At 64.7% G+C, this 20,474-nt stretch carries 22 protein-coding genes; 10 read left to right on the top strand and 12 right to left on the bottom strand.

The features are described 5' to 3' along the window. Positions 1 to 34: 34 nt before the first annotated feature. From AB3X99_RS12135 to AB3X99_RS12160, 6 genes are all read left to right on the top strand, one after another. Positions 35 to 625 (top strand): NUDIX domain-containing protein, encoded by a 591-nt coding sequence (locus tag AB3X99_RS12135; protein ID WP_368617025.1) that lies wholly within the window; start codon positions 35 to 37, stop codon positions 623 to 625. A 231-nt stretch (positions 626 to 856) separates the two neighbouring features. After that, positions 857 to 1,291: a DUF1178 family protein gene (locus AB3X99_RS12140; protein ID WP_069265269.1), complete on the top strand. Its 435-nt coding sequence runs from the start codon at positions 857 to 859 to the stop codon at positions 1,289 to 1,291. 66 nt (positions 1,292 to 1,357) lie between these two features. Then, positions 1,358 to 2,554 carry an acyl-CoA dehydrogenase family protein gene (locus AB3X99_RS12145; RefSeq protein ID WP_368617026.1) on the top strand — a complete coding sequence of 399 codons (1,197 nt, stop codon included), beginning with the start codon at positions 1,358 to 1,360 and terminating at the stop codon, positions 2,552 to 2,554. An 11-nt stretch (positions 2,555 to 2,565) separates the two neighbouring features. Continuing rightward, entirely contained in the window at positions 2,566 to 3,696 is a 1,131-nt protein-coding gene (locus AB3X99_RS12150; protein ID WP_368617027.1) for an acyl-CoA dehydrogenase family protein, read from the top strand. Between the two features lie 48 nt (positions 3,697 to 3,744). Beyond that, positions 3,745 to 4,203, top strand: coding sequence for a MaoC family dehydratase (locus AB3X99_RS12155; RefSeq protein WP_368617028.1), 459 nt, complete (start codon positions 3,745 to 3,747; stop codon positions 4,201 to 4,203). Between the two features lie 14 nt (positions 4,204 to 4,217). Then, positions 4,218 to 4,670: a MaoC family dehydratase gene (locus AB3X99_RS12160; RefSeq protein ID WP_368617054.1), complete on the top strand. Its 453-nt coding sequence runs from the start codon at positions 4,218 to 4,220 to the stop codon at positions 4,668 to 4,670. An 83-nt stretch (positions 4,671 to 4,753) separates the two neighbouring features. Here the strand turns inward: AB3X99_RS12160 and AB3X99_RS12165 are convergent, their stop codons facing one another. From AB3X99_RS12165 to AB3X99_RS12190, 6 genes are all read right to left on the bottom strand, one after another. Further along, positions 4,754 to 5,455: a glutathione binding-like protein gene (locus AB3X99_RS12165; RefSeq protein WP_368617029.1), complete on the bottom strand. Its 702-nt coding sequence runs from the start codon at positions 5,453 to 5,455 to the stop codon at positions 4,754 to 4,756. Between the two features lie 156 nt (positions 5,456 to 5,611). Continuing rightward, the gene (locus AB3X99_RS12170) at positions 5,612 to 6,871 is read right to left on the bottom strand and encodes an acyl-CoA dehydrogenase (protein ID WP_069265264.1); all 1,260 of its coding nucleotides are present in this window, start codon (positions 6,869 to 6,871) and stop codon (positions 5,612 to 5,614) included. A 59-nt stretch (positions 6,872 to 6,930) separates the two neighbouring features. Continuing rightward, positions 6,931 to 8,049 carry a phosphotransferase gene (locus AB3X99_RS12175; protein WP_368617030.1) on the bottom strand — a complete coding sequence of 373 codons (1,119 nt, stop codon included), beginning with the start codon at positions 8,047 to 8,049 and terminating at the stop codon, positions 6,931 to 6,933. Positions 8,050 to 8,091: 42 nt separating this feature from the next. Then, the gene (locus AB3X99_RS12180; protein ID WP_368617031.1) at positions 8,092 to 8,811 is read right to left on the bottom strand and encodes a histidine phosphatase family protein; all 720 of its coding nucleotides are present in this window, start codon (positions 8,809 to 8,811) and stop codon (positions 8,092 to 8,094) included. A 31-nt stretch (positions 8,812 to 8,842) separates the two neighbouring features. Further along, entirely contained in the window at positions 8,843 to 9,631 is a 789-nt protein-coding gene (locus tag AB3X99_RS12185; RefSeq protein WP_368617032.1) for an oxepin-CoA hydrolase, alternative type, read from the bottom strand. After that, on the bottom strand, positions 9,628 to 11,190 hold the full coding sequence (locus AB3X99_RS12190; protein WP_368617033.1) for a 3-hydroxyacyl-CoA dehydrogenase: 1,563 nt from the start codon (positions 11,188 to 11,190) through the stop codon (positions 9,628 to 9,630). Before AB3X99_RS12190 ends, AB3X99_RS12185 begins: the two co-directional genes overlap by 4 nt. Positions 11,191 to 11,298: 108 nt before the next feature. On the opposite strand from AB3X99_RS12190, the gene AB3X99_RS12195 reads away from it, so the two are divergent. Next, the gene (locus AB3X99_RS12195; protein ID WP_342947965.1) at positions 11,299 to 11,940 is read left to right on the top strand and encodes a glutathione S-transferase; all 642 of its coding nucleotides are present in this window, start codon (positions 11,299 to 11,301) and stop codon (positions 11,938 to 11,940) included. A gap of 81 nt (positions 11,941 to 12,021) precedes the next feature. On the opposite strand, the gene AB3X99_RS12200 is transcribed toward AB3X99_RS12195, so the two are convergent. Beyond that, positions 12,022 to 13,212 carry a pyridoxal phosphate-dependent aminotransferase gene (locus AB3X99_RS12200; RefSeq protein WP_368606359.1) on the bottom strand — a complete coding sequence of 397 codons (1,191 nt, stop codon included), beginning with the start codon at positions 13,210 to 13,212 and terminating at the stop codon, positions 12,022 to 12,024. 105 nt (positions 13,213 to 13,317) lie between these two features. Further along, entirely contained in the window at positions 13,318 to 13,833 is a 516-nt protein-coding gene (locus AB3X99_RS12205) for a putative toxin-antitoxin system toxin component, PIN family (protein WP_368617034.1), read from the bottom strand. Positions 13,834 to 13,897: 64 nt separating this feature from the next. On the opposite strand from AB3X99_RS12205, the gene yaaA reads away from it, so the two are divergent. Beyond that, complete coding sequence (gene yaaA / locus AB3X99_RS12210) at positions 13,898 to 14,692, top strand: peroxide stress protein YaaA (RefSeq protein ID WP_069265256.1); 795 nt, start codon at positions 13,898 to 13,900, stop codon at positions 14,690 to 14,692. Between the two features lie 29 nt (positions 14,693 to 14,721). Then, positions 14,722 to 15,885 (top strand): M14-type cytosolic carboxypeptidase, encoded by a 1,164-nt coding sequence (locus AB3X99_RS12215; RefSeq protein ID WP_069265255.1) that lies wholly within the window; start codon positions 14,722 to 14,724, stop codon positions 15,883 to 15,885. A gap of 86 nt (positions 15,886 to 15,971) precedes the next feature. Here the strand turns inward: AB3X99_RS12215 and AB3X99_RS12220 are convergent, their stop codons facing one another. The 4 genes from AB3X99_RS12220 to AB3X99_RS12235 all read right to left on the bottom strand — a co-directional run bounded on the left by AB3X99_RS12220 (position 15,972) and on the right by AB3X99_RS12235 (position 19,880). Beyond that, the gene (locus AB3X99_RS12220) at positions 15,972 to 16,643 is read right to left on the bottom strand and encodes a BspC domain-containing protein (RefSeq protein WP_342947969.1); all 672 of its coding nucleotides are present in this window, start codon (positions 16,641 to 16,643) and stop codon (positions 15,972 to 15,974) included. A gap of 206 nt (positions 16,644 to 16,849) precedes the next feature. Beyond that, positions 16,850 to 17,524 (bottom strand): energy-coupling factor ABC transporter permease, encoded by a 675-nt coding sequence (locus AB3X99_RS12225; protein WP_069265487.1) that lies wholly within the window; start codon positions 17,522 to 17,524, stop codon positions 16,850 to 16,852. 10 nt (positions 17,525 to 17,534) lie between these two features. Continuing rightward, positions 17,535 to 18,470 carry a response regulator transcription factor gene (locus AB3X99_RS12230; protein ID WP_069265253.1) on the bottom strand — a complete coding sequence of 312 codons (936 nt, stop codon included), beginning with the start codon at positions 18,468 to 18,470 and terminating at the stop codon, positions 17,535 to 17,537. 195 nt (positions 18,471 to 18,665) lie between these two features. After that, positions 18,666 to 19,880, bottom strand: a complete 1,215-nt coding sequence (locus tag AB3X99_RS12235) for a DUF2863 family protein (protein ID WP_133182136.1) — start codon at positions 19,878 to 19,880, stop codon at positions 18,666 to 18,668. Positions 19,881 to 20,043: 163 nt separating this feature from the next. On the opposite strand from AB3X99_RS12235, the gene AB3X99_RS12240 reads away from it, so the two are divergent. After that, entirely contained in the window at positions 20,044 to 20,340 is a 297-nt protein-coding gene (locus AB3X99_RS12240; protein ID WP_368617035.1) for a hypothetical protein, read from the top strand. Positions 20,341 to 20,474: the final 134 nt, after the last annotated feature.

Consider the following 20,474-nt stretch of genomic DNA (forward strand, 5'->3'; position numbering starts at 1 on the left):
TTCCCGAATTTCCTGAGCACCCACGAGGCTGACTATGGCTGAACATCATCAACACGACCCGGCGCTCGCCGAGACGTGCGTGGAAAGCACGACGCTCTACGCCGGTAATTTTCTTACCCTGAAGCGCGACACCGTTGCGCTGCCGGACGGCAAGCATGCGACGCGCGAGTTCGTGCAGCATCCTGGCGCGGTGATGGTCATCCCGCTGTTCGACGACGGCCGCGTGCTGATGGAGCGCCAGTACCGCTATCCGCTCTCGCGTGTGATGACCGAATTCCCGGCAGGCAAGCTCGACCCGCAGGAGGGCGCGCTCGCCTGTGCGATCCGCGAGCTCAAGGAGGAGACGGGCTATACGGCGCGCGAGTATGTCTATCTCGCGCAGATCCATCCCGTGATCTCGTACTCGACCGAGTTCATCGACATTTACCTCGCACGCGGGCTGACCGCGGGCGCGGCGCAACTCGACGACGGCGAGTTTCTCCAAACCTTCACGGCGAGGGTTCCGGAACTGCTCGAATGGGTGCGCACGGGCAAGATCACCGACGTGAAGACAATCATCGGCACGTTCTGGCTCGAAAAGGCGCTGTCGGGCGCGTGGCCGCTCGCGAACGCTGAGCAGGGCTGACACGCTACCCGGCAGCGGATTCCTGAGCAGCGGCGGCCCTTGTGGCCGCCGTTGTCGCTTCTACGCGCACCCCAAGCGCAGGTACACCTGAAGCACCTTCAGCGCGCCCGCCCGCGCGGCGCTACAATCGAACCCCCGGGAAAGTCCCGGTGGCTGGCCGCAGGAATTTTTTCGAACGGTCGTTCACAAATTTACGATTTGCGCTAAACTCATCGCAAGCCTCGATTCCCCATGAAGGTCCTCGATTTACAGTGTCCAGACGGCCATCGGTTTGAAGGCTGGTTCGCCTCGGTTGACGACTTCGAGTCGCAACTGTCCCGCAAGCTGGTCGAATGTCCGATGTGCGGCGCCACCCATGTGACCCGCTTGCCGTCCGCGCCCCGGCTGAACCTGTCCGGCGCGAGCGAAACGCCGAAAGCGTCGCCGCACGAGCAGGCAGCGCAATGGCAGGCGCATGCGATGCGTGTGATCCGCGAGGTCCTCGAGAAGACGGAGAACGTAGGCGACCGTTTCGTCGAGGAGGCGCGGCGCATTCACTACAACGAAGCGCCGTCGCGCAATATCCGTGGAGTCGCTTCCGCGGACGATGCGCAAGCTCTCGTCGAAGAAGGCATCGATGTGATGCCGCTGCCGGTTCCGGCCGCGTTGAAGGGTCCGCTGCAATAACGCCATGCGGGTCTTCGCCGCGGCGCGAGGTTCGCTCGCACCGGCCGCGGCCAGGAGACATTGCGCATGGATCTGGACTACACCCCCGCTGACGACGCATTTCGCGCCGAAATCCGCGCCTGGCTCGAGGCCAATCTGCCTCAAGCGATGCGCGACAAGGTTCTCAACCACAAACGCCTCTCGCGCGACGACATTGCCAACTGGCACAAGCTGCTAGGCAAGAAGGGCTGGTCCGCGCCCGCGTGGCCCGCGCAATGGGGCGGCCCAGGCTGGACCGAAGCGCAACGCCACATCTGGGACGCCGAGTGCGGACGCATCGGCGCGCCGCCGGTGCTGCCCTTCGGCGTGTCGATGGTCGCCCCCGTGCTCATGAAGTACGGCAACGAGGCCCAGAAGCGCCGCTATCTGCCGCGCATCCTTTCCGGTGAAGACTGGTGGTGTCAGGGGTACTCCGAACCGGGCTCGGGATCGGACCTCGCATCGTTGCGTACACGCGCAGTTCGTGAAGGCGATCACTACGTCGTGAACGGGCAGAAGACCTGGACCACGCTCGGCCAGCACGCCGACATGATGTTCTGCCTCGTGCGCACCGATCCTGCGGCCAAGAAGCAGGAAGGCATCTCGTTTCTCCTCATCGACATGAAAACGCCCGGCATCACCGTGCGTCCGATCATCACGCTCGATGAAGACCATGAGGTCAACGAAGTCTTTTTCGAAGACGTGAAGGTGCCGGTCGAAAATCTCGTCGGCGACGAGAACCGCGGCTGGACTTACGCGAAGTATCTGCTCGGCCACGAGCGCACGGGCATCGCGCGCGTGGGCGCGTCGAACCGCGAACTCGCCTTCCTCAAGAGCGTTGCGCTCAGGCAGAAGAAGCATGGCAAACCGCTGCTCGAAGATCCCGTATTCGCGGCGCGCGTGGCCGCCGTCGAGATCGAGCTGATGGCGCTGGAAGTGACCGCCGAGCGCGTGATCGCGAGCGCGGAGGGCGGACGCGGCCCCGGTCCCGAAGCGTCGATGCTCAAGATCAAGGGTACGGAGATCCAGCAGGCGCTGACCGAGCTGATGGTCGACGCGGTCGGCCCGCTTGCAGCGCCGTTCGACCCGGCCTACCTCGAGGGCGAGCACGAACACGCGGCCGGCGGCGACGACGACGCGGCCCCGCTCGCGGCGTACTACTTCAACTATCGCAAGACGTCGATCTACGGCGGGTCGAACGAAATTCAGAAGAACATCATCTCGCAGATGATTCTGGGGATTTGAGGAGCGGCGCCATGAACTTCAATTTCACCGAAGAACAACAGCAACTCGCCGACGCGCTGCGTCGCTATCTCGACAAGAACTACGGCTTCGAAGCACGCCAGGCGATCGTGAAGACACCGGCCGGCGTTTCGGACCAGCACTGGAACGCGTTCGTCGAACTGGGACTGACCGCGCTGCCGGTGCCGGCGGCGCAGGGCGGCTTCGACGGCGCGCCATTCGACATGCTCGTCGTCATGCAGGAGCTGGGCCGCGCGCTCGCGGTCGAGCCGTACTGGGCAACCGCGGTGGGCGTCGAGGCGCTCAAGCTCGCGGGCGGTGCGGCCGAACCGGAAAGCGCAGCGCTGCTCGAACGCGTCGCCTCGGGCGAGATCAAGCTCGCTGCCGCGTTCCACGAGCCGCCGTCGCGCTACGACCTGTTCTCGCTGGAAACACAGGCGAAGGAGACGGGCGACGGCTTCGCGCTCACCGGCACGAAATCGGTCGTGCAGCACGGCGCCCAGGCCGACCACTGGATCGTGCCGGCGCGCTTCGCGGGCGAGGTTGCGCTCTTCGTCGTCGCGCGCGATGCGCACGGTGTCGAGGTGGGCGATTACCGCACGATCGACGGCCAACGCGCTGCGACGCTGACCTTCAACGAAGCGCACGCGCGCCGTCTTGGCGACGAGCATGCCGGCGCGGCGACGTGGGAGAAGATTGCCGACTACGCCACGTTCCTGCTGTGCGCAGAAGCCGTGGGAGCCATGGACGCGCTCAACCACGCCACGGTCGAATACACGAAGACGCGTCAACAGTTCGGTGTGCCGATCGCGCGCTTCCAGGCGCTGCAGCACCGTATGGCAGAGATGCTGATCCACGCCGAGCAGGCCCGCTCGCTGACTTACCTGGCCGCCGCGCGTTACAGTAGCGAGTCGGCCGAAGAGCGGCGCCGCGCGATCTCGGCAGCGAAGGTGCGCGTGGGGCAGGCGGCGCGTTTCATCGGCCAGCAGGCCGTGCAGCTGCACGGCGGCATGGGCGTCACCAACGAAGTGGCGGCCGCGCATCTGTTCAAGCGTCTCGCGATCATCGAAACGACGCTCGGCGATGTCGATCACCACCTCGAACGCTTCGCATCGCTGCCCGGTTTCGCGCAGGCAGCAGCGTAACGCGTGGCGGCAGCAGGCAACAACGGGCAACATCGGCGGAGAAAACGGATGGGCGTGAGTTACGAAGATCTCGAAGTGGGCAAGCGCTATGTGGTCGGTTCGCACACCTTTGGGCGTGACGAGGTGGTGCAATTCGCGGAGCAGTTCGATCCGCAACCATTCCACATGAGCGAGGCGGGCGGCGAGGCGTCGATGTTCGGCGGGCTCGTCGCGAGCGGCTGGCATACCTGCTCGGTCATGATGGGCATGCTCGTACGCAACTTTCTCAGGGACTCGACCTCGATGGGCTCGCCCGGCGTCGACGAGATTCGCTGGCTCAAGCCCACGCGCGTGGGCGACACGCTGACGATGACGAACGCGATCCTGAGCAAGCGCGTCTCGGCGAGCAAGCCCGATCGCGGTATCGTCGAAACGCAGTGGGAAGGACACAACCAGCACGGCGAGCTGATCGTGACCGTGCGTTCGAAGGCGCTGTTCGGCCTTCGCCATCCAGGGAGCGTAGCGTGAGCGAAAGCGATGTCATGCAGATTGCCGACGCGGCGGCGTTGCGCGTGCTGATCGGCGCAGGGCCGCTCGTGAGCGGCTGGCGCGAGGTGAGCGAGGCGGACGTGCACGGTTTTGCCGACGCCACGGGCGACCACCAGTGGATCCATATCGACGCCGAACGTGCGCGCCGCGAGTCGCCGTTTGGCGGCCCGATCGCGCACGGCTTTCTCACGCTTTCGCTGATTCCCGTGCTGCTCGGAGGGACGCTGCACATGCGTCAGCGCATGGGCGTGAACTACGGGCTCAACCGCGTGCGCTTCACGCAGCCGGTGCCCGTGGGCGCGAAGGTGCGTGCACGCATCGCGGTGAAAGAAGTGAGCGACGTGGAGGGCGGCGGCGTGCAAGTCGTGTGGGATGTGAGCATCGAGCGCGAAGGCAGCGAGCGGCCCGCATGCGTGGCCGAGTTCATCACGCGGCACTACTTCTAGTTTGATTGCGTGCTCAACGAAAAGGGGCGCTCCGTTGCACGGCGGGCGCCCCTTTGATTTTGCGCGGATTTCCGCGTAATGCGTTAGTGTCTGGCGTACTGCGTCGCGCCGAACAGCATCTCCTTCGCCTTCTCATCCATGAGCGGCTTGCGCGCATTGGCGAGCACTTCCACGCCGCGCTTGACCGCCGGCCGCGCGGCGATCGTTTCGTGCCAGCGCTTCACGTTGGGCAGCGAATCGAGATCGATGCCCTGGTTTTGCCAGGAGCGCGTCCACGGGAATGCGGCGATATCCGCGATGGTGTACTCGTCCCCGGCCAGATACTCGGTCTTTTCCAACTGCGTTTCCATCACGTTGTAGAGCCGCTTCGCCTCGTTCGTGTAGCGATTGACCGCATACTCGATCGTCTCGGGCGCGTAGATGCGGAAGTGGTGTGCCTGGCCGAGCATGGGGCCGAGGCCGCCCATCTGGAACATCACCCATTGCAGCACGTCGTAGCGCGCCGCGAGGTCTTCAGGCATGAAGCGGCCGGTTTTCGCGGCGAGATAGATCAGGATCGCGCCCGACTCGAACAGCGAGAACGGCTGGCCGTCGGCGCGGCGCGGGCCTTCGGAGTCGGTAATGGCGGGAATCTTGTTGTTCGGGCTGATGGCGAGGAATTCGGGCTTGAACTGGTCGCCCGCGCCGATATCGACCGGATGCACCCGGTATTCGAGGCCGGTTTCCTCGAGCATGATATGGACTTTGTGACCGTTCGGCGTGGCCCAGCTGTAGACGTCGATCATCGTGGCTCCTTGGCACCATGAAAGAAGGCGCCGCGAAAGTCTGGATAGTCTTGCGCGACGCCCGATCTGGCGCAAATTAGCATAGATCGGCGTCGCTCGCAGAGGGCGCAAGAGCGCCCCTGCTGCGCTTGTGGACTTACGTGGACTCGCGCGGACTTACGAGCGCGTGACCGGCATTTCCACGCGCGATGCCGCGCCCGCGTCCATATGGCGAGCGAGTTCGAGCTTGGCGATGGCGTTGCGGTGCACTTCGTCGGGGCCGTCCGCGAAGCGCAGCGTGCGCGCCGAAGCGTACGAGTACGCGAGCGGGAAGTCGCCGCTCACGCCCGCCGCGCCGTGCACCTGCATGGCCCAGTCGATCACCTGGCAGGCCATGTTCGGCGCCACCACCTTGATCATGGCGATCTCGCCGCGCGCGCCCTTGTTGCCGACGGTGTCCATCATGTACGCGGTCTTGAGCGTGAGCAGGCGGGCCTGCTCGATCATGCAGCGCGCTTCGGCGATGCGCTCCTGCGTGACCGTTTGCTGGGCGACCGCCTTGCCGAACGCCACGCGGGAGAGGGCGCGTTTCGCCATGAATTCGAGCGCGCGTTCCGCGAGGCCGATGAGACGCATGCAGTGGTGAATGCGGCCCGGTCCGAGCCGCCCTTGCGCGATCTCGAACCCGCGGCCTTCACCGAGCAGAATGTTCGAAGCCGGCACGCGCACGTTTTCGAGCGTGATCTCCATATGGCCGTGCGGCGCGTCGTCGTAGCCGAACACGGTGAGCGGGCGGCGCACGGTGATGCCGGCCGTATCCGACGGCACGAGGATCATCGACTGTTGAGCATGGCGCGGCGCATCGGGGTCGGTCTTGCCCATCAGGATGTAGATCGCGCAGCGCGGGTCGCCCGCGCCCGACGACCACCACTTCGTGCCGTTGATCACGTAGTCGTCGCCGTCGCGCTCGATGCGCGTCTGGATGTTCGTCGCGTCCGACGAGGCCACGTCGGGCTCGGTCATCAGGAAGGCAGAGCGGATCTGCCCTGCCAGCAGCGGCGTGAGCCATTGCTGCTTGTGCGCCTCGCTGCCATAGCGCTCGATGGTTTCCATGTTGCCGGTGTCGGGCGCGCTGCAGTTGAATACTTCAGGCGCCCAGTGCACGCGGCCCATGATCTCGCACAGCGGCGCGTATTCGAGGTTCGTGAGACCCGCGCCGCGTTCGGAGGCGGGCAGGAACAGGTTCCATAGCCCGGCCGCGCGAGCTTTTTCCTTCAACTGCTCGACGATCTCCGTCGGCACCCACGCATTGCCGTTCGCGCGATTGCGCTCGACTTCCTCGTGGAAGATGGCTTCGTTCGGATAGATGTGTTCGTCGAAGAACGCGAGCAGTTTCTCGCGCAGGGCCTGCACTTTCGGGGAGTAATCGAAATTCATCGGTGACCTCGCAATGCGATGCAGTGACAGTGAAAAGTGAGTCGTTCTCGAACGGGGTTTCAGCGCACCTTCTGCGCGTAGCGCCAGGCGAGTTCCGCCATGGGCCTCGCGCGGCGGCCGGCGTCGATGGCCTGCGCGCTCGCGGCTGTGCCGTCCACGACGCGTTTCATGATGCCCTGCAGGATCGCCGCGATCCGGAACATGTTGTACGCAAGATAGAAGTTCCAGTCGCCGCGAATCTCGAGGCCGGTGCGCTCGCAATAGCGCGCAACGTACTGCGCCTCGTCGGGTATGCCGAGCGCCTGCCAGTCGAGGCCGGCAATGCCGCGAAACTGCGCGGGATCGACGTGCCAGGCCATGCAGTGATACGAGAAGTCGGCGAGCGGGTCGCCGAGCGTGGAGAGCTCCCAGTCGAGCACGGCCAGCACGCGCGGCTCGCTCGGATGAAAGATCAGGTTGTCGAGCCGGTAGTCGCCATGCACGACCGATACGCGCGAGCCCGCATCGTCGGGCGTGTGCTGCGGCAGCCATTCGATCAGGTGATGCATGGCGTCGATGCGCTCCGTTTCCGAGGCCTGATACTGGCGGCTCCAGCGATCGATCTGGCGTGCGAAATAATTGCCTGGCTTGCCGTAGTCGGCGAGGCCCACGGCGTTGGGCGTCACGTTGTGGAGCGCGGCGATCACACGATTCATCTCGTCGTAGATCGCGCCGCGCTGCTCGCGCGTCATGCCGGGCAGCGACTGGTCCCAGAGCACGCGCCCCTCGACGAACTCCATCACGTAGAACGCGCGGCCGATCACCGCCTCGTCGTCGCAGAGCGCGAGCATCTTTGCGACCGGGACATCGGTTGCGGCGAGCGCATCCATCACGCGGTATTCGCGTTCGATCGCGTGCGCGGACGGCAGCAGCTTCGCCTTGGGTCCTGGCTTCGCGCGCATCACATAGGTGCGGCCGGGGGTGACGAGCTTGAACGTCGGGTTCGACTGGCCGCCGGCGAACTGCTCGATCGTGAGGGGGCCCTGGAAGCCTTCCACGTGAGCGGCGAGCCAGGCGCTCAGCGCTTCGGTGTCGAAGCGCTGGCGCTCGGCAACCGGGCGCGTGCCTTCGAACGCCGAGTAGTCGGGGCGCGTTTGCGCGTTGTTTTTCGTGTCTCCATCCGGGGTGGCTTGCGCCATATTCGTCTCCCTTCTCCTGATTCTCCTGTGGGTCGCCGCGCGTCAGCCGCGCGGTCTATAGCGCAGGTATTGCGCGTACAGCATCTCCATCGTCGTGTTGCGGGTGTCGCGATGCAGCGGTGAGGGCGGAGCGTAGTTGAGCATGCGCACGACCCAGTCTCGCGGCGCGGCGCCGACATCGAGTGCGTTGATGCAGCCCGTGGCCTGCGCGAGATGGCCGAAGAATGCGCGTCCGCCCGCCGTGATTGCATGCGAGAGAATCGCGCGGTTTACGCCGCCGTGCAGCACGAGCAGCGCCGAGTCCCACGTGAGGTCGGCGCGCAGCGCATCGAGCGGCGGCAGCACGCGGTCGAGCAGCTCGCCGATGGTCTCGCCGCCGAGAAAGCGCGTGTCTTCCGGCACGATGCCGTCGAACACGCGCAGAAAGGCGTTTTCGACTTCAGCGGGAGGAATGGCGGCGAGACGGCCGCCGCGAATCTCCTCCCACGCGCTCTGCACTTCGAGTTCGATCGACTGACCGCTTGCCGCGAGCACGCGCTGCGCGGTCTCGACCGTGCGGCGCAGTCCGCTCACGATCACGCGGTCGAAACGCACCCCCTGCAAGGCGAACGCTGCGCCGGCGGCGGTGGCCTGGGCGCGGCCGTTCTCGTTGAGCGACACGGTGTCCGGGTCGATTGCGCGACCGGTCTCGTCGAAGTAGGTGACGTCGCCGTGACGCATCACGTAGAGGCGCCGGCGCGCGGGCAACGGGTACTCGGTCATGGGTGTGTCGCTCGTGCGGATTGAAGCCGGTTCACTTGTAGACAGGGGCGCGTTTTTCGAGGAACGCAGTAATGCCTTCGAGGCCGTCGCGGTGATGCAGCGACGCGACGAAACTGTCGCGCTCCGCAGCGAGCTGTGCTTCGAGCGGCTGCGCGTCGGCGACGTTCGTCAAACCCTTGATGCGCGCCACCGAATTCGGCGAGATCTTCGCGAGTTCGTCGGCCCAGGCAAGCGCCGTATCGAGCGCCGATTGCGGCTTCGAGAGCCGGTTCACGACGCCCAGTTCCGCGAGACGCGCCGCGCCGATCGGCTTGCCTTCCACCATCAGCTCGAACGCGAGGGCGCGCGGCAGCGAGCGCGCGAGGAACCACGAACCGCCACCATCGGGCGTCAGGCCTACGCGCGAATAGGCCATGACGAACTTCGCATCGTCGGCGGCGACGAGCAGGTCGGCGGCGAGTGCGAGCGAGAAGCCCGCGCCGGCGGCCGCGCCTTCCACGGCCGCGATGATCGGCTTGCTCGACTGGCGCATCGCGGTGACCCACGCAGCGAGCATGTCGATGCTGGCGGCCTGCACCGACGGGTCCTTCGCGCGGTTTTCGAGCAGGCGGTTGAGGTTGCCGCCCGCACAGAAGAAGTTGTCGGCGCCCGTGAGGACGATTGCGCGCAATGACGAATCGCGCTCGGCGGTGTCGAAGGCTTCGACGGCAGCGGCGTACATGTCGGGATGCAGCGCGTTGCGTGCGCCGGGGTTCGACAGCGTGAGGACGAGTGTCGATTCGTGGCCTCGCGGGCGGGTGCTGAGGAGTTCGGCGCTCATTGCGGTGCCTCGTTCGATGCGTTGATGTCTGCTGCGTCTGCTTGCGTCAGCGAAAGGCCGAGCTGCGCGCGGCGCGCGAGCCACGGCGACGGGCGATAGCGCGGATCGCCGAGCACGGTGTGGATGTTGCGCAGGATCGTGAGGATCGTGCGCGCGCCCAGCGCGTCGCCGAGCGCGAGCGGGCCGCGCGGGTAGCCGAGACCCAGCGTGACCGCGAGGTCGATGTCACGGGGCGTGGCGATTTGTTTTTGCGCGATGTCGCAACCGATGTTGACGATCGTCGCGACGATACGCTGCGCGACAAAGCCCGTCGAATCGCGGATCACGGTGACCGGCACGCCGTCGGCGGCGAAGAGCGCGTGGCCCGCGTCGCGGGCTTCGCGCGTGGTGGCGGGCGTCGTCATCAGCGTGCGGCGCTTCGCGGTGTCGAGCGGGAACAGCGTGTCGACGGCGACGACGCGGCTCGCGTCGAGCTGCTCGTCGAGCGCGGAGGTCGTGGCGTCGAGGCCGAGCGGCGCGACGACGATCAGCGAACCGGCTGCCGGCGTATCGCTTTCGTCGACGGCCACACCCGCTTTTACTGCGAGCGCGAGCACGGCGTCACGCGCGGCGGCGTTGCGGCGGCTCACCCAGACGCGCGCAGGCAGCGCCGTGGGCGCTGCGGGCTCGTCGGGCGCCTGCTGCTTGCCATCGACATAGCGATAGAAGCCTTCACCGGCTTTGCGGCCAACGAGGCCGCCTGCGAGCCGCACACCCGTGATGGGGGAGGGCGTGAAGCGCGGCTCCTCATAGAACTGGTGATAGATCGACTCCATCACCGGATGCGAGACATCGAGGGCGGTGAGGTCGAGCAACTCGAACGGTCCGAGGCGAAAGCCAGCCTGTTCGCGCATGATGCGATCGATCTCGACGAAGCTCGCTACGCCTTCGCCCGCCACGCGCAGGCCTTCGGTATTCATGCCGCGGCCCGCGTGATTGACGATGAAGCCGGGCATGTCCTTCGCGCGCACTGGCGTGTGGCCCATGCGGCGCGCGAGCGCCATGAGCGCGTCGCCAGCGGCGGGATCGCTGCGCAGGCCGTCGATCACTTCGACCACCTTCATGAGCGGCACGGGGTTGAAGAAGTGATAGCCCGCCACACGCGATGCATCGCTGCACGCGGCAGCGATGGCGGTAATGGAAAGCGAAGAGGTGTTCGAAACGAGCAGGCAACGCTCGCTCACCACGCTTTCGAGCTCGCGAAAGAGCGTGCGCTTGGCCTCGAGATTCTCGACGATCGCCTCGATCACGAGATCGCAGACCGCGAGTTCATCGATCGTATGCGCGCCGCTCACGCGTTCGAGCGCGGCGTTGGCGGCAGCCTCATCGAGCTTGCCTTTTGCCGCGAGTTTCGCGAAGGTGTCGGCGAGATAATCGCGCGCGGCGGCGACCGCCTGCGGGTTCGTGTCGTAGAGGCGCACCGCGAGGCCTGCCTGCGCAGCGATCTGGGCGATGCCGCGGCCCATCGCGCCGGTGCCGACGATGCCGATTGTCTCAATGTTGAAATGATGTGAAGTCATTGGAAGCCTGGCTCCATGATTGGCCTAGAATAGCACGGTCGTACAATTTTATGAAAACGGTTCGGCAGTTCCGAAAAGGGAGCTGCCTCTCTGAAGGAGGCAACGAGGATGATCAAGCTGCACGGTTTCGCGCTTTCGAATTACTACAACAAGGTCAAGCTTCTGCTGCTCGAGCACGGCATCGCGTTCGAGGAGCTGCCGAACAAGCTGCCGCTCGAAGAGGCGCAGCTCGCGCAGTCGCCGGCCGGCAAGGTGCCTTATATCGAAACGGAGCAGGGCTTTTTGTGCGAGTCGGAAGTGATCGTCGAGTATCTGGCAGCGCGCTTTCCAGAGAAGCACATTTTCGCGGCGGATCCGTGGCAGGCAGCGAAGGAGCGCGAACTCATCGTTTTCATCGAAACGCATCTGGAGTTGAACGCGCGTGAGCTGTATGGCGAGGCGTTCTTCGGCAGCAAGGTGACGGACGAGGTCAAAGCGACCATGGAAAAGCGGCTGCGCCGTTACGTGGCGGCCTTCAGGCGGATCGCGAAGTTCGCGCCTTACGTGGCGGGCGAGCAGTTCGGCGTGGCCGATGCGGCGGCGTTCGTGAGCCTGCCGCTCGTGGGCCGCGCGACGCAGGCCGTCTACGGTAGCGATTTCCTCGCCGACGTGGGTATCGACTGGAAAACGTATATCAAGCTGATCGGTGAACGCCCGACGGCGCAGCGCGTCAACGCGGACCGCAAGGCGTATATCGAGGCGAACTCGTAAGCGTTGCGGCGTTTTGCACGTTGTTGCGCGCGATGATCGGGAACGCACTGCCGTTCGTGGATTCATCGCGCGCGCACGACATCAGAGCCGCGCAAGCCGCTCGAGCGCGGTCGCGAGCGTGCTTTCCTGCTTGGCGAAGCAAAAGCGCACGACGCCCGATTCGTGCGCCTCGTGATAGAACGCCGACACCGGAATGGCGGCCACGCCGATCTCCGCAGTGAGCCACTTCGAGAATTCCGCTTCGGGCAGATCGCTGATCGCCGAATAGTCCACGCACTGGAAGTAGGTGCCTTCGCACGGCAGCAGCTTGAAGCGCGTGTTGGCGAGTCCGGCGCGGAAGAAGTCGCGCTTCTTCTGGTAGAACGCGGGCAGTTCCAGATACGGCTTCGGATCACGCAGATACTGCGCCAGGCCGAACTGCATCGGCGTGTTCACGGTGAAGACGTTGAACTGGTGCACCTTGCGGAACTCGGCCGTGAGCGGCGCGGGCGCGGCGACATAGCCCACCTTCCATCCCGTCACGTGATAGGTCTTGCCGAAGCTCGACACGATGAAGCTGCGCGCGGCCAGCTCCGGATAGCGCGCCACGCTTTCGTGCGGCTGGCCGTCGTAGACCATGTGCTCGTAGACCTCGTCGGAGAGGATCAGCACGTTGGTGCCGCGCACGATCTCCTCGAGCTTTTGCATGTCCTCGGCGCGCCACACCGTGCCCGTGGGGTTGTGCGGCGTATTGATGAGGATGAGGCGCGTTTTCGGCGTGATGGCCGCGGCGAGGCGGTCGAACGCAATCGCGTAGTCGGGCGCTTCGAGCGTCACGAACACGGGCTTGCCGCCCGCCAGTTCGATCGACGGCAAATAGCTGTCGTAGGTCGGCTCGACCACGATCACTTCGTCGCCCGCGTGCACGGTCGCGAGAATCGCCGTGAGGAGCGCTTGCGTGGCGCCGGCCGTCACCGTGATCTCGCTATTGGCGTCGTAGCGGCGGCCGTACACGTGCTCGATCTTGTCCGCGATCGCTTCGCGTAGCGCGGCGATGCCTGCCATCGGCGGGTACTGGTTGTGACCCTCGCGCATGGCTTGCGAGACGGCGTCGACGATGCGCCCGTCGCAATCGAAGTCGGGAAAGCCCTGGCCCAGGTTGACCGCGCCCTTTTCGGCGGCGAGCGCGCTCATCACGGTGAAGATCGTCGTGCCGACGTTCGGCAGACGCGACGGAAAAGAGGGCGTGAGCAGGGTGTCCTGCGAATTCTGCGTGGGATGCGGTGCGTTCATGTCGCGGGCGGGAGTCGGGCGTTGGGTTGGGTCAAAGTCCGATTGTAGGCAAATCGGCACCGCTGCGGTGGTCAGGCCGGGCGCGCACGCCGTGATGCAGGGGCATCAGGCCTGCGCTGCTTGAGCAGCGCTTTGCACGCATTCGGCGACGAAGGCGTCGGGCGTTGCGATGCGAAAGCCAAAGTCGCGCGCCACGCGCTTCGCGAGCTTGAGCACCGCGCGGTCCTTCGAGACGAGCCACCGTGCGCCGCTTGCGCGCGCCAGTTCGAGAAACTTCTGGTCGTCGCGGTCGCGGCATTGGGGCAGGGGCCGCGCGTCGGCGGCAAGCCCGGGCAGCTCGATCAGTTCGACGAGGCCGGCCAGCGCCGCGAGCGCGTCCGCTTTCGCGACGCCGCGGCCAGCGAACTGCGGATAGTCGAGCACGTGGGCCAACTCGGCCTGGCAACGCGCGTCGATCAGCGCCTGGATCGCGCCGCGCTCGAGCGCCGCGCGAATGGGGCGCGTGTGCGCGTCGTCGAACACGAGGATATCGAGCCAGACATTCGAGTCGAGAACCACGGGGAGCGCGCGAGCGGCGGCGGGCGAGAGGGATGCTGCGGTTGGGGGCGTGAGGCCGGTCATTCGTGAATTCGCTACAATCGGGCTTTCGCCTTTGAACATCGGCACATCGTGCCTGCAAGCCTCTATGATAATCGTTCTGTCGCCGGCCAAATCGCTCGACTATGACACGCCGGCGCACATCGAAGCCCACACTATCCCCGATTTCGTCGACGACGCAGCCGAGCTGATCGCGGGCTTGCGCCGCCTCTCGCCGCAGCAGATCGGTTCGCTCATGAGCATTTCCGACCCGCTCGCGCGCCTGAATTTCCAGCGCTACGCCGACTGGTCGAAGCAGTTCAGCCAGACCAACGCGAAGCAGGCCGTGCTCGCGTTCAACGGCGATGTCTACGAAGGCTTCGACGCGAAGTCGCTCTCGTCGGCGGATCTCGACTATGCGCAACAGCATGTGCGTGTGCTCTCCGGGCTCTATGGCCTGCTGCGTCCGCTCGACCTGCTGCAGCCTTATCGCCTGGAAATGGGCACGCGTTTCGAAAATGCGCGCGGCAAGGATCTCTACGCGTTTTGGGGCGAGCGCATCACGCACGCGATCAATGCGCAGATCGAGCACAACCAGGCGAAAGCGGCGAAGGGTGCGCGCGTGCTGGTGAACTGCGCGTCGAACGAGTACTTCAAGGCCGTAAAGCCGAAGAAGCTCGCCGCGCCTGTGATCACGCCGGTATTCGAAGACTGGAAGGGTGGGCGCTACAAGATCATCAGCTTCCACGCGAAGCGCGCGCGCGGCTTGATGGCGCGTTATGCCGTCGAGAACCGCGTGGCGGAGCCCGAGGCGCTCAAGGCGTTCGACGTGGAAGGCTACGCGTTCGATGCGGATGCATCGAACGATTCGACCTATGTATTTCGTCGGCGCATCGCCGAGTAAATGAACAAGCAAGCGGGAAGGAAAACACCATGACGATTGCCATCTCCAGCCATTTCGATGCGGGCGCGATCGAGGTCCTGTCGTGCGAGCGCGCCGACGACATCCGTCTGCGCGTGCGAGCGGATAACCAGTCCGAGTTCGCGCAATGGTTCTACTTCCGCCTCTCGGGCGCGCGCGGCGAACGTTGCGTGATGACGTTCGAGAACGCGTCGGCCTGCGCATTTCCCGAGGGCTGGCGCGATTACCAGGCCGCGGCGAGCTACGACCGCGTGAACTGGTTCCGCGTGCCGACCTCGTATGACGGGAAGGAACTCGTCATCGACCACACGCCCGACTTCGACAGCATCTACTACGCGTACTTCGAGCCGTATAGCGAAGAGCGTCACTCGGAGTTCCTCGGCGCGCTTCAGCAACTGCCGCACGCCACACTGACGGAACTCGGCCAGAGCGTCGAGGGCCGCCCCATGTCGCTGCTCTCGCTTGGCATGCCGGGCGACACCGCGCCCGACGGCAAGCCCAAGAAGACGGTCTGGATCATCGCGCGCCAGCATCCGGGTGAGAGCATGGCCGAGTGGTTCGTCGAAGGGTTGGTCAAGCGGCTCGCCGGTTGGGGCGACTGGGCTGGCGATCCGGTCGCGCGCAAGCTTTACGACCGCGCCGTGTTCCATATCGTGCCGAACATGAATCCGGACGGCAGCGTGCACGGGAATTTGCGTACCAACGCCGTGGGCGCGAACCTGAACCGCGAGTGGATGGCGCCGGACGCGCAGCGTAGTCCCGAAGTGCTGGTCGTGCGCGATGCGATCGAAGCCACGGGCGTCGATCTCTTCTTCGACATCCACGGCGACGAGACGCTGCCCTATGTGTTCGTGGCGGGCTCGGAAATGCTGCCTGGCTTTACCGATCAGCAACGCGCGGAGCAGAAGGCGTTCATCGAGGCGTTCAAGGTGGCGAGCCCCGACTTCCAGGATCAGCACGGCTACGAGGCGAGCCGCTACCGCGAAGATGCGCTCAAACTCGCGTCGAAGTACATCGGCCATCGCTACGGCTGCCTGTCGCTCACGCTCGAGATGCCGTTCAAGGACAACGCCAATCTGCCCGACGAACGCGTAGGTTGGAACGGTGAGCGTAGCGCCGCGCTTGGCGCTGCGATGCTGCAGGCCATCCTGCATCACGTGGAGGCGTTTGCGTAACACGCGTCTTCGCCGCGCAGACATCAAGAAAAGGGGGAAACGGCCAGGCCGTTTCCCCCTTTTTCGCGTCGAGAACACCGACGGGTTCAGTTGGCCGTCGTCTTCTTCTTTGAAGTCGCTTTTTTCGCAATGGATTTTGTCGTCGTCGATTTGCTGGACGACTTCGTGCTGCTCGTCGACGTTTTGTGGCTCGACTTATTCGCAGGCGTTTTTTTCGAACCGTTGCCAGTGGCCTTCCTGGTCGAATGCTTGCCCTTTCCATGGGCGCCGCTCGACGCCGTGCCGCGCTCGCTGCGTGCGTGCGCCGGCGGGACCGGATCGTTCCAGCTGAACGCGAGCATCTGCTGCCCGACATAGCCGCAGCGAAACTTCAGGTCATAGGGCGAGTTGCCGCTTTCTTTGGGAATGCCGATGCCGTCGACTGTCACGATCGTATCGACCTTTACGCGCTGCTTGCCTTCGTCGAACGAGTCGTTCCACGGCGTCACGCTCGCATGCGCGCTGTCGAACGAACTGGGCGGAAACTCGACGTGATCGAGCGCTTGCGATGTGCTTGCGACGAAGTCGCCGTGCGCCGCGCAGTCCGCGACTAGCGGGTCCGCGTGCATCTGGGTGACGAACTGCTTGACGAGATCGTTGTGTTGATCGAGTTGATCGGCCTGCGCGGCTGGCGCGGCGATGAGCATGAGGCTCGCGGCGCACGCCGCCAGTTGACCGGCTACGAACAACAGCCGGCGAGATGCATGGTTGCAGTCCATCTGCTTGCTAGGGATGAGGGATGAGACGTCAGGCACCGTAAGATGCAGCCCAGCCAGCTTGAGTTCAATCCGGAAACAATTATTTTCTTCTGTCAGAGCAGTGGGATCGGCGCAAGCGCTGCTGCGTATGCGCTTGCGGCCGAGCGCGACGTGCGGTCGCGCCGTCGCCACGTTGCTGGCGGTGGGGCGTCTGGCTGAGGCAGCGTTCAGGTTCGCGGGCCGCCCAGGCGATAGCGACGCACGTCGTACGTGGTGACCCAGGCCGGCCGGTAGACGGCGATCAGCGCCGTTGCCATACCTGTGAACCAGGCTTCGCCCGAAGCGAGTAGAAATACGCTGAATGCATAGCCTGCGGGCACGGTGATCGCCGATCCGCCGTTGAGCGCCACATGGGTGCCGAGCGCGAGATAGGCCGCCGCCGAAACGGCGATGGCTGGCGACACGAAACCCTGGCCGACGATGAACATGAAGAGGTTGCGCGGCAGCCACGCGGTGCAGGCGCGCTGCAGTAGCGCCGAAATCGCGACAGGGAAGGCGCCGAATATCAGGAAGGTGAGGGCGACGCCTTCCCAGGGGGCGTCGAAGACCAGTGCGGCGAGCCCGACGACGACGCCCATGGCGACGAGCGCGAGCCCCCAGTCGAATAGCGTGACCACGAGTGTGGCGCCGAGCAGGTGCAGCACGGTGCCGTCTTCGAGCCACGCATTACTTGCCCACAGCACGGAGATTGCGACGACGATCGCAAGCCACACGTGCTGGAGCGTGGCGTCCTGCAGACGCTTGAAGGGGTTCTTCCATAGCGCGAGCGCGAGCAGCCCCACGGTGACAACCCAGGCACCGATAGCAACCCAGAACGGAAGCGGCGTAAATAGGAACCCCATGTGCTTCATATTACTCGTTGGAAGGCGAGCCGTGTGCGCGAGCGAGCACCAGGGCTTCCTCCTCCGTGCTCTCACTGGCCTCGCCGACGTCGACGGGGCGCATCTGCTGCGCCGCGGCGAGGTCGCCATAGGGCGTCACTGGCTCCGCCGCGATGGGTAGGGGAGCCGCACTGTCGCCTGACAGCAACGGATAGCGATGCGCAAGAGCGTCGCGTGCGCGCAATGGCACCGGACCGTGCTCGCCGTGCCTGGGCTTCGCCGCCCGCTCGCATTCTGCGCGCAGCACTTGCAGCTGGTTCGCGAGCAATCCGTTGTAGATCGCGACGGCTGCCGCGCGATTGGGCGCGCCGAGCTGCTGAAAGATGCTTGTCAGATGGACTTTCACCGTGCCCTCGCTGATGCCGAGCGCTCTCGCGATCATCTTGTTCGTATTGCCCATATGGACGCAGCGAAGGATCTGCTCCTGTCGTGGTGACAGGTCCACCTTCGGACGTACCTTGCGGGCCTGTGCGGCGGCCTGGGCATCGCGCCGGGGCGGCAGCGGCCATGGCGTGCATGGACCGAGCACGTCGGCCGGCAGATGATCGCCACCAAGCATGATGAGTTCCAGAAACTTCACAATCAGGACGGAGTCCGTTGTGCGCCGGATGACGCCGCGGGCGCCTTCGTTGATGAGCGCGCGCACAGTCGTGGGCGTCTCGGCGCTGTCAACCAGTATGGCGACGGGCAAGCTGCGGTGCCGCATGACAAAGTGGCGCAGTTCGCCGGCACGGATGTCGTCGTGCCAGTCGATCACGATCAGGTTGGGGGTGAACCGTTGCAAGGCGCGCTCAGCGCTGCGCCAGTCCGGCGCATCATTGAAGCGTGCGCGACGGTCGATTTGTCTTAACAGCGCCTTGAGTCCTTCGCGCCTTTCGGCGTCCGGATTGAGTACAACGAACCGCATGGATATGCCCTCCTTTCGTAACGGCCTCTCGCAATATTGTGAAATGCGCACCGCTTCTACTCGGCGGTGAACCAGACCAGCAGCACCATGATGACAAAAAGGTTGCGCGCTGGCGGCCTGTCCAAAAGGCATAAGACATAGGGCAAAAAAAAGTCCCGCACACAGGCGGGACCGGGTAGGAATTTGGGCGTTGTCCTAGTGGAAATGTGGCTGTACGGGCTCAGCATCTTCTGGCATCTCGGCGTGGACGATCTCGCCGAGTGGATCCGCATAGAGCGGCACGCCGCAGTCATCGCAGTATTCCGGCTCGAAGCGGCCAGCGTGACGACGGATATCGGTGATGCCCGATTCCTTCAGCAGCGCAACGATCTCTTCGAGCGGACCGCTGCTGACACTCTCCTCGGTCGGCTCTTCGTCGATGTCGGCGTCGCCGTTCTCGCGGCCATAGAGCGGCCAGACCACGCCGTACAGCACGTCATTGCTGCCGCGCTTCGTGAAGCCGATGCGGTATTCGTCGATACGGCGCTCGCCGAACCCGGCGACGACGGCGCGCAAGTCCTGCGCGCCCGCGCCGATCGTGTCGAGCAGATAGCGCACGGCGGTGCGGATCGTGTGCGGGCGCACGCGCTCATCCGCGTCACGGCAGGCAGAGTAGTAGGCGTCCGGCAGCAGGCATTCGAACTCGCATCCTGGCATGACGACGGCAAGGTTGGCGCCGCCCTGGGTAGCCCATTGTTCCAGGCATTGACCGCGCTCGATGCGCGAGCCGTGTTCCTCTTCTTGCCAGCGGAAGAGCGGGGCGCCAACGGGCGCGGCGACGACGGCGAGCAGGAAACGCGGATCGGCGAGGATCGGCGACGTTTCCGGCAGTTCGCCCGAGCTGATTTTCGCCGGCGCGCCGCTCAATGCCGCCTGGGTAAGCTGTTGTGCGAGGCGCCAGGTTTCGACATGGTGGCGCGGCAACTGGTCGATGCTATAGAGATAGGGGGCCATCGCCACGCGCGTGCCGTTCGCCAGCACATGGGCCTGAAGATGGGTGCGCAGGGCGTCGGCGCCGTCGGCCTTCAGCGGGCCCGAAGGGATGACATAGCGCGTCCAGGCCAGCACCGGCGCGGCGACGAGCAGCGCCTCGTATTGCGCGCCGTCGTGTTCGACGATGAACGACTCGCTGTGCGTCTCAGCCATGTCGGCGAGCGCGCCGTAGGCGTCCGGATGATTCTGCTGCAGATGATCGAGCGCGGCGTCGAGTGTGGTCTGATTGCCGTTGCGCACGACCTTCGCTAGCAGCGTGTCGAGCTTTGCCTCCCAGAAGCGGTCTTCGGTGCGGCTGCCCGAGGCGAACAGGGCGAGCGAGAGGCCGACGAGTTTGTCGGCGTCAGGAGGAAGGCGTTTGGCGATTCGCGAGCGCATAAATCTGTGAGTTTGGGTGCAGAGAACCCCATATTCTAGTCGGTTCCGTGCGCGCCATCGGATTGGGCAGCAGGAGCGCACCGAATGGGCCCCGGTGCGATGCAGGATCGTCGTTGCTGCACAGCCGGAAGGCATCGACCGGAAGCACTATGACGACTGCGCTATGGAGCAGGCGAGCCATGGTCAGCCCGACTTTACTAGCCGGTCAAAAAACCGCTTGCAAGATGTCATCTGCGTGACTAGAATTCCGGTCTTTCGCGCTTTCGATGAAGGCGCGGGGAGACGGGAAGCCTGGGGCGAAAGCCTTGTGGCGGCTGGGTCTGCGGGTGATTCGAAGTTGAGCGGCAGGTTGAACGAAGTAAAAAAACCTGTTGACAGATCGCCAGACAGTCTTCATAATCTCGTTTCTCTGCTGCTGACGCAGCAACGCAGAAAGAAGCCGGTAGTTGAGCAGTTTTAACGGCGCTTTCGCGATCGATCTTTAAAAATTTACAGCCGATAAGTGTGGGCGCTTGATGCGGTGGCGACCCGATAGTGTTCTTAGGAATGGTACCGGGAGCAGCAAAAGTATCAAGAGTCTCACACTAAAGTAAG

The sequence above is a fragment of the Paraburkholderia sp. BR10882 genome, assembly GCF_040948855.1.
In the GTDB taxonomy this organism is placed as follows: Bacteria; Pseudomonadota; Gammaproteobacteria; order Burkholderiales; family Burkholderiaceae; genus Paraburkholderia; species Paraburkholderia nodosa_A.